The sequence below is a fragment of the Robbsia andropogonis genome, from assembly GCF_000970345.1.
Classification (GTDB): Bacteria; Pseudomonadota; Gammaproteobacteria; order Burkholderiales; family Burkholderiaceae; genus Robbsia; species Robbsia andropogonis.
Map to the genome: position 1 here is coordinate 23,595 of NZ_LAQU01000042.1, position 7,219 is coordinate 30,813.

8 protein-coding genes are annotated in these 7,219 nt (G+C 59.8%); 2 read left to right on the top strand and 6 right to left on the bottom strand.

Annotation, left to right across the window (positions count from 1 at the left end; all coding sequences use genetic code 11):
- Window positions 1-9: 9 nt before the first annotated feature.
- Window positions 10-573: a DUF6388 family protein gene (locus WM40_RS31760; protein WP_330218174.1), complete on the bottom strand. Its 564-nt coding sequence runs from the start codon at window positions 571-573 to the stop codon at window positions 10-12.
- Window positions 473-1,675 (bottom strand): mandelate racemase/muconate lactonizing enzyme family protein, encoded by a 1,203-nt coding sequence (locus WM40_RS23150; protein WP_024905354.1) that lies wholly within the window; start codon window positions 1,673-1,675, stop codon window positions 473-475. The genes WM40_RS31760 and WM40_RS23150 overlap by 101 nt, the downstream gene beginning before the upstream one ends.
- Before the next feature lie 189 nt (window positions 1,676-1,864).
- Here WM40_RS23150 and WM40_RS23155 point away from each other — a divergent pair, with 189 nt between their 5' ends.
- Window positions 1,865-3,019 (top strand): LacI family DNA-binding transcriptional regulator, encoded by a 1,155-nt coding sequence (locus WM40_RS23155; protein WP_082103142.1) that lies wholly within the window; start codon window positions 1,865-1,867, stop codon window positions 3,017-3,019.
- 87 nt (window positions 3,020-3,106) lie between these two features.
- Here WM40_RS23155 and WM40_RS23160 read toward each other — a convergent pair whose 3' ends face one another.
- From WM40_RS23160 to WM40_RS23175, 4 genes are all read right to left on the bottom strand, one after another.
- Window positions 3,107-4,069 carry a 5-oxoprolinase subunit C family protein gene (locus WM40_RS23160; RefSeq protein ID WP_024905356.1) on the bottom strand — a complete coding sequence of 321 codons (963 nt, stop codon included), beginning with the start codon at window positions 4,067-4,069 and terminating at the stop codon, window positions 3,107-3,109.
- Window positions 4,066-4,917: a 5-oxoprolinase subunit PxpB gene (pxpB, locus tag WM40_RS23165; protein ID WP_024905357.1), complete on the bottom strand. Its 852-nt coding sequence runs from the start codon at window positions 4,915-4,917 to the stop codon at window positions 4,066-4,068. The genes WM40_RS23160 and pxpB overlap by 4 nt, the downstream gene beginning before the upstream one ends.
- A gap of 71 nt (window positions 4,918-4,988) precedes the next feature.
- Window positions 4,989-5,423 carry a VOC family protein gene (locus WM40_RS23170; protein WP_024905358.1) on the bottom strand — a complete coding sequence of 145 codons (435 nt, stop codon included), beginning with the start codon at window positions 5,421-5,423 and terminating at the stop codon, window positions 4,989-4,991.
- A gap of 225 nt (window positions 5,424-5,648) precedes the next feature.
- Entirely contained in the window at window positions 5,649-6,434 is a 786-nt protein-coding gene (locus WM40_RS23175; protein WP_046154115.1) for an amino acid ABC transporter ATP-binding protein, read from the bottom strand.
- A 487-nt stretch (window positions 6,435-6,921) separates the two neighbouring features.
- Here WM40_RS23175 and WM40_RS23180 point away from each other — a divergent pair, with 487 nt between their 5' ends.
- Entirely contained in the window at window positions 6,922-7,215 is a 294-nt protein-coding gene (locus WM40_RS23180; RefSeq protein WP_157685918.1) for a nucleoside hydrolase, read from the top strand.
- Window positions 7,216-7,219 lie beyond the last annotated feature (4 nt).

The following is a 7,219-nucleotide window of genomic DNA, read 5'->3' on the forward strand; positions in this document are numbered from 1 at the left end:
CGGCTTGCGTTAATGAGCCGCCGTCGGTTTACGATATTCCTCGAGCGTCATTCCCAACTCCTGCGCCGCTTCCCGGTCGTAGGCATCGGACAAGCGCTCGCGCTCGGCTGGATCGTCGACGCCAAGCCGCAGGAGATAGCGGTAGGGATCGAGGTTGAACATCCGCGCCTGCTGTCCAATCGCGCGTTCGATATGAAAGCGGCGCGTCTCGTCTTCGCTGACATCGTGCTGCCGTGCATCCGATATCGCGGCCATATCAATACGATTGGCAATCTTGGGGTTTTTTCGAGAAACCGACGGGTGGCTTCGGCCAATTGTTCGGGACTCATATAGCGGGCCTGTGGAGAGAGCAATGCACCAGGGGAAGATTCGCGCTACCGCCATCGGTTTCATTCGATAATGCGGCACGCCCATGATACTGTACAAACATACAGTGAAATAAGCAAGTGCCATCCGTAGCGGGTGCCGCGCGCTACACCGTGCTTTCGCGGATTGTGCAATCGGTGCGGGTTTTGACGCTAGGTTGCAATGCGGCACCGATGCCGGGTGCATCCGGCGCCAGCACGACGCCATCCTTGATCACGGGAAGCGCTGTCAGCAAATCGCCGTACCATGTCGACAGCGACGCACGGACGACTTCCTGGAAGATCGCGGTACGCGCGTGCAACGCCAGGTGCAGACCGGCGAACAACGCAATCGGACCGGTGCAGTCGTGCGGCGCCAGCGGCCGTGCATACGCTTCCGCCAACGCCGCAATCTTCCTCGCGCCAGTGAAGCCGCCACACCAGACCAAATCGAGCATCACGTAGTCCACGCCATCGGCGGCCAGCAGGTTGCGGAAGGCGGGCAGCCCGGACAATGTCTCGCTTGCGCAAATCGGCGCGCGCGTGCGGCGCCGGATGTCGGCAAGGGCATGGGCGTCGTCCATTTTCGATATCGGGTCCTCGACCCAGAAGATGTCGTATGGTTCGAGCGCCTGGCAAATGCGTAACGCCGTGGTGGCATTCCACAAGCTATGCAGCTCGCACATGATCTCGATCTTATTGCCCACCCGATCGCGGATGTCCTTGAACGGCTGGAGGCCGAGCTGGATCTGCTCCGTGCTGAGTTGATTCGCACTGTCCCCCGTTGCAAATCGGTCGAACGGCCAGATCTTCATGGCGCGATAGCCTTCCGAGAGCAGGCTTTCGGCCAGACCCCCCGCGTCGCGTTCAAACGCGATCTGGTCGTCATATGGCCCGACTGCCGCATCGTCGCCACCAATGACACGGCGACCGGCACCGCTGGTGTTGTAGTCATAGCCTGCGCAGGTGTTATAGACCGGGATGGACCGACGTGCGGCGCCGCCCAGCGCCTCGAAAACAGGAATGCCATGGCGTTGGCCGTGCAGGTCCCACAGCGCAATATCGATCGCGCTGGCGGCGCGAATTTCCGCCCCCGCACTGTGATACCCCACATAGGGCGCGCCCATCACGTCCGCGATTGCCGCAATGTCCCGCGCATCCTTACCCAGCAATTGCGCGCTGGCCACTTCATGGATAACCGCTTCCGCGGCCGTTGCGCCGCGAAACGTTTCCCCCAGGCCTACTCGGCCGTCATCCGTTTCCACTTCCACCCATAAAAGCTTCGGGCGCTGCGCGAGACGAAGCGTCCGTATCTTCGTGATCTTTGCCATGTCTCCCCCTATTTTTATGATAAGACATCCTATCACGCGTCGATTTTTGGGCTTATCGGGGTACTACCCGCGTCTGGCGCGATTCTTTTTTATAGCGTTGTCACGAGTAATAAAAACACTTGACGAGAACGGTGTTGTGTCGAAGTGATTTTGGTGGAAACCGTTGTCATCGGCTACAATCGCGCTGCCATGAGCACAAAACGTCCGCCCCGCTCGCCGCAGTCCCATGCGGCCACCGATGTCACGCACGACGTGCCGTCGCCGTCATCCGCCCCGTCGTCGGTGTCCACACCGGTACTTGCCGAATCGCCGTCCGCCGCGCCATTCGATGGCGATTTCACGCGCGTTGCCCTGATTGATGTCGCGCGTCGCGCCGGCGTGTCCACCGCGACGGTGTCGCGCGTGTTGAATGGTACGGCCATCGTGCGCGAGGATAAGCGCACCGCCGTGCGCAAGGCCTGCGAAGACCTGGGCTACGTCATCAATGGCGCGGCACGCGCGTTGTCGTCACGTCGGAGCAAGACTATTGGCGCGGTTGTCCCGACGCTGAAAACGCAGACGTTCTCGCGCATGCTGACGGCGTTCCAGCAACGTGTGCATGACGAGGGGTACACGCTGTTGTTGGCCAGTTCACAGTTCGATCCGCAGCTCGAGCTGCAGGAAGTGACAAATCTGCTCGAACACGGCATCGACGCATTGATGGTGGTGGGGCACACGCACGATCCGAAGATGTGGCAGCGCATTGCACGAAGCCGTACGCCCTGCATCCAGACGCTGTCCCTGGACCCTGACCATCCCAGTCTGGGATTCGACAACGCGGAAGTCGGACATCAGATCGCCGATCATCTTGTAGCGCTCGGTCATCGCTGCATTGGTGTGATCGTCGGGACGCCGTCGACCAACGATCGTGTCTCCGAGCGTAACGCCGGCATTCGCAAGCGGCTGGCGGAAGCGGGCCTGACGTTGCCTGACGATCGCGTCATCGCGGATGCGTTCAGTCTGGAAGAGTCGCGCGAGGCGATGTTGCGGCTGCTGGCGCAACCAGGCGATCGACCCACGGCGATCATCTGTGGCAACGACCTGCTGGCGTTTGGCGTGTTGCTGGCGGCCCGGGCATCGGGCCTGCGGGTGCCGGAAGACGTCTCCATCGTCGGCTTCAATAACTACGACTTTGCCGCCCATTTGTCACCGCCATTAACCACAGTCAGCGTCGATCTGGTTCAGGTGGGCACGGATTCGGCGGATTACCTAATGCGCGAACTACGTGGTCGCCCGCGTATTGCTTTGCCGCGTGTACCGACGGAATTTGTCATACGCGGAAGTACCGGTCCTGTACCTGTCTGACCGGAACGCGTCGCCCAAGGAATGCATATATCGGGTAAATCACCGTCGCAACATCACGTGTGGATTTGGTATGGCGACGGCGGGCTGTCAGAACGTGTAGCGCTGCCAGGCGGCTTCGCGCACGGCCTTCAACGCCGTGGCGCGTTCGCGCAGTAAGTTCTGGGCCGTTCGCAGGTCGGTCAATTCGAAGCGGATGGTGTCACCGGGCGCGCACTGCGCCAGTTTACCCAGATCCGCGCCAATCACCTGGACAATTTTAGGATAGCCGCCGGTGGTTTGACGTTCCGCCATCAACACAATGGGCTGACCGTTTGGTGGCACCTGCATCGCGCCGAAGGTAATGGCCTCCGAGAGGATGTCGCGCTTGGTCGCACGATCGAGTACGGGTCCTTCAAGGCGATATCCCATCCGGTCCGACTGCGTGGTGATCGTGTAAGGTTGGCCAAGCAGTGTCTCGCGCGCGTGATCGTCGAAATGGTCCCATTCCCGTCCCGGCATGACGCGCACGGTGTCACCTATCCGGTCCTTGAGCAGGGCGTTCAGGACCGTGCTTTCGAACGGCAGCGCCGGCAAGTCGATCTCGTGCGAACAGGCGCGCAGTGTGTCGCCCGCTTTCAACGCGCGTCCATCAAGTCCACCGACGCGGCCGCGTAGATAGGTGCTGGCGCTGCCCATGAAAATCGGTGCGTCAAAGCCGCCGCGTATCGCCAGGTAGCAACGCACGCCATGTACGCGGCGGCCAAACGTCAAGCGTTCGCCGGCACGCACGGCGGTAGGTTCGGCTTGATTGACGGGAATACCATCGATCTCGGCGGACAAATCGGCCCCGCATAGCGCGATGACGGCATGTTCCGTGAAGTGCAGTACTGGCCCGAGCATTGTGATTTCAATCGTGGGCGCATTCTCGTCGTTGCCCAGCACGACGTTCGCCAACGTCTGCGACAACGTATCCATTGCACCAGACACTGATAAACCGAGATGTTGGTGGCCGTATCGGCCCCGGTCCTGGAATGTGGATAACATGCCCGGTTTCACGACATCGATCGTCATACCGGTTGCTCCCTGGCAATCGCCTTGAACGTATCGCTATCGATAGGTACGAACTTGACGCGGTCGCCGGGCGACAGGAGAAAAGGCGATTCCGCCTTCGGGTTATAGAGCCGAAGCGGCGTCCGGCCCAGCAGATGCCAGCCGGTGGGCAGGTCGAGCGGCATGATGACGGTCTGTCGATTGGCGATCGATACCGTGCCCGCGGGAACAAGCATGCGAGGACTGGCACGCCGGGGCAGTGCGAAGCGCTGGTCCCACAATCCGAGATAGGGTGCACCCGGTGCGAAGCCGACCATGAAGACGCGCGCATCGGCACCGCTATGCGCGGCGATGAGCGCGTCGCGGTCCATGCCTGTCGAGTGCGCGACATCATCGAAGTCAGGCCCGTATTCGCCGCCATAGCACACCGGCACCTCGATAACGCGCGCGGTTATGTCGGTGCCTCCGTCATGTGCCGTGAGCAGAACATGCATTTCGCGGCACAGCGCGTCGAACGGTATCTCGTCGGCATTCACGTCGCAATCGGCGGCGTGGTGTGCATGTCCGCACACGATCTGTTCCGGAAGATAGTGAACCGCAACGCCTGCGAACATCGGCACGACATCGACAACGCCACGAATGGCTTTGGCGCGAACGCGGTCTGCGAAGCGGCAGGCGTGCTGGTTGACGTCGAGTGATATCGTCTGGCCGAATTCCACGATCAGACAGCAGTCACCCGATGGCATCAAGCGCGGCGCCTCAGGTGTACCGACGGGTAGCGGTGCGGACGTGGCTCCTATCGCTTGGCCGGGCGGCACACTGGCACCGGCGGCCGGGGCGATCGACGGGGCCGCTTCGATTTCTGGCATGGGTTTCCTGAAAAGAAGGGGAAACAAAACACGCAGCGTCTATTCTGCCACGACGCTTCTGCGCCATGCGCCTACTTCGCAAACAGCGAGTTGATGTTTTTGAATGCCTTGAATTCCAGTGCGTTACCTGACGGATCGAGGAAGAACATCGTCGCCTGCTCGCCGACTTCACCCTTGAAGCGGATATAGGGTTCGATGACAAACTTCGTGCTGGCGGCGACCAGGCGATCTGCCATTTGTTGCCACGCGTCCATTGATAGCACCACGCCGAAATGCCGTACCGGCACGCCATGGCCATCCACCGCGCTGGTTTTGTTGTGACCACATTCCGATGGCGCCAAGTGCGCGACGATCTGATGTCCGTGAAAGTTGAAGTCGATCCATTCGTCGGAACTGCGTCCTTCGGAACAGCCTAGGACCTCGCCGTAGAATTGACGTGCGACCGCGATGTCATGGACCGGGAAGGCAAGATGGAATGGCGGAATGGCGGCGGTTGTTTCGCTCATGATTGTCTGACCGGTTTACGTCGGCCCTGGTAAAAGCATTGGGGGTGTCGCGCGAATTTTTCGCGGAACGCAGTTGACAAGCGGCATTCTATCAATGCGTTTTACTGTTGAAAAACGATATTATTTAGTAATCGAGTATCAATAATATTGATGAATCGATGCTTCCAACGTGGGATGGCGCAGGCGTTGACGCCACGGCCAGCGTCTACGCCCATGTCACGTAGGTTAGTGCAGAATCTGCTCAAGGAAGCCGCGTGCGCGTTCGCTCTTCGGCTGGGTAAAAAACGATTCAGGGTCCGACTGCTCCACAATATGGCCTTGGTCCATGAAGACGACGCGGTCGGCCACTTCTCGGGCAAAGCCCATTTCGTGTGTCACGCACAACATCGTCATCCCTTCCTCCGCCAGCGTGCGCATGGTTTCCAGCACTTCTTTCACCATTTCCGGGTCTAACGCCGACGTTGGCTCATCGAATAGCATCACCTTCGGCTGCATGCAGAGGGCACGGGCGATTGCGACCCGTTGCTGCTGTCCCCCCGACATCTGTGATGGATACTTGTGCGCCTGATCGGCAATCCGGACCTTTTCGAGATAGTGCATCGCCAGTTCCCTTGCCTCCGCCGCTTTCATGCCACGGCCGTGTATGGGAGCGATCGTGCAGTTTTCGAGGATGGTCAGATGGGGGAACAGGTTGAAGCTTTGAAATACCATCCCGACGTCGCGGCGAACGGCGGCAATATCCTTCGTATTGTCGGTCAGTACGTGGCCGTTGACTTGAATCAGGCCGCCATCATGCTTTTCCATTCGATTGATGCAACGGATCAGCGTCGACTTCCCGGAACCCGACGGTCCACAGATGATGATCTTCTCGCCTTTCTGCACATCGAGGTCGATTTCGGAGAGCGCCTGGAACGTGCCATAGCGCTTGTAAACGGCCTCCAGCAGCACGATCGACGACCGGCGCCGCAGGGGAGTGACCGCCGGAGCGGGGGTTTCTAGTATCTCGGACATCAGGTACTCCGCGCAATCTCAGGAACAAAAGCCGACAAGTAAACCCGCCGCCTGTCGAGGTGTACGTTGGTTTGGGTGGCAAGCCATCCGGCCTGACCCGCCGAACCCACACAGGGATTCCCCTTATTATCCGGATACAAAAGAACGATGCAAAACGTAACATGTTACGTAATGGCCGGGCATGGTATTGCGTGCATCCAATGTTGGATATCCGCCGCAAGTATGCGTTTCCGAGCGATTGTCAGCATCGCTTGAAAATCAGCGGGCGAGGACGGCAGGCTCTTCGACAAAACCGGTGCGGCATTGCGATGTCGGATATCACGGGTAACACGCAAGGCGGCATCAAGGTGTCTAGGATGTGGAGGAGGCGTACGCGAGGCGTGGAAACAGGCCGATTGGCCGACTCGTGTGGGGGCAGGGGCTGCGTTAAAGTTTGATGCGTCAAATGCATTAAAGCAAACACGACCAACCGGCAAAGGGGATCCTCTTGGAACCTGTACGGAACAATGACGTGGCGCGGCTCGAGCCCGCGGTTACGACGTCGCGCACGCGCGTGATTCTGGATACCGATCCTGGTGTCGACGACATGCTGGCGATGTGCATGCTGCGTGCTACCTCGTCGATCGACTTGCTGGGCATCACCACGGTGTTTGGCAACGCGCCGCTCGATCAAACCACGCGCAATGCCTTATTGCTTGCGGAGCGTTTCGACTTGCGCTGCCCGGTCGTGCGTGCGCTGCCGTGCCGATGCCTGGGGCGCCAGCGCCACGCTATGCGCTAGATGT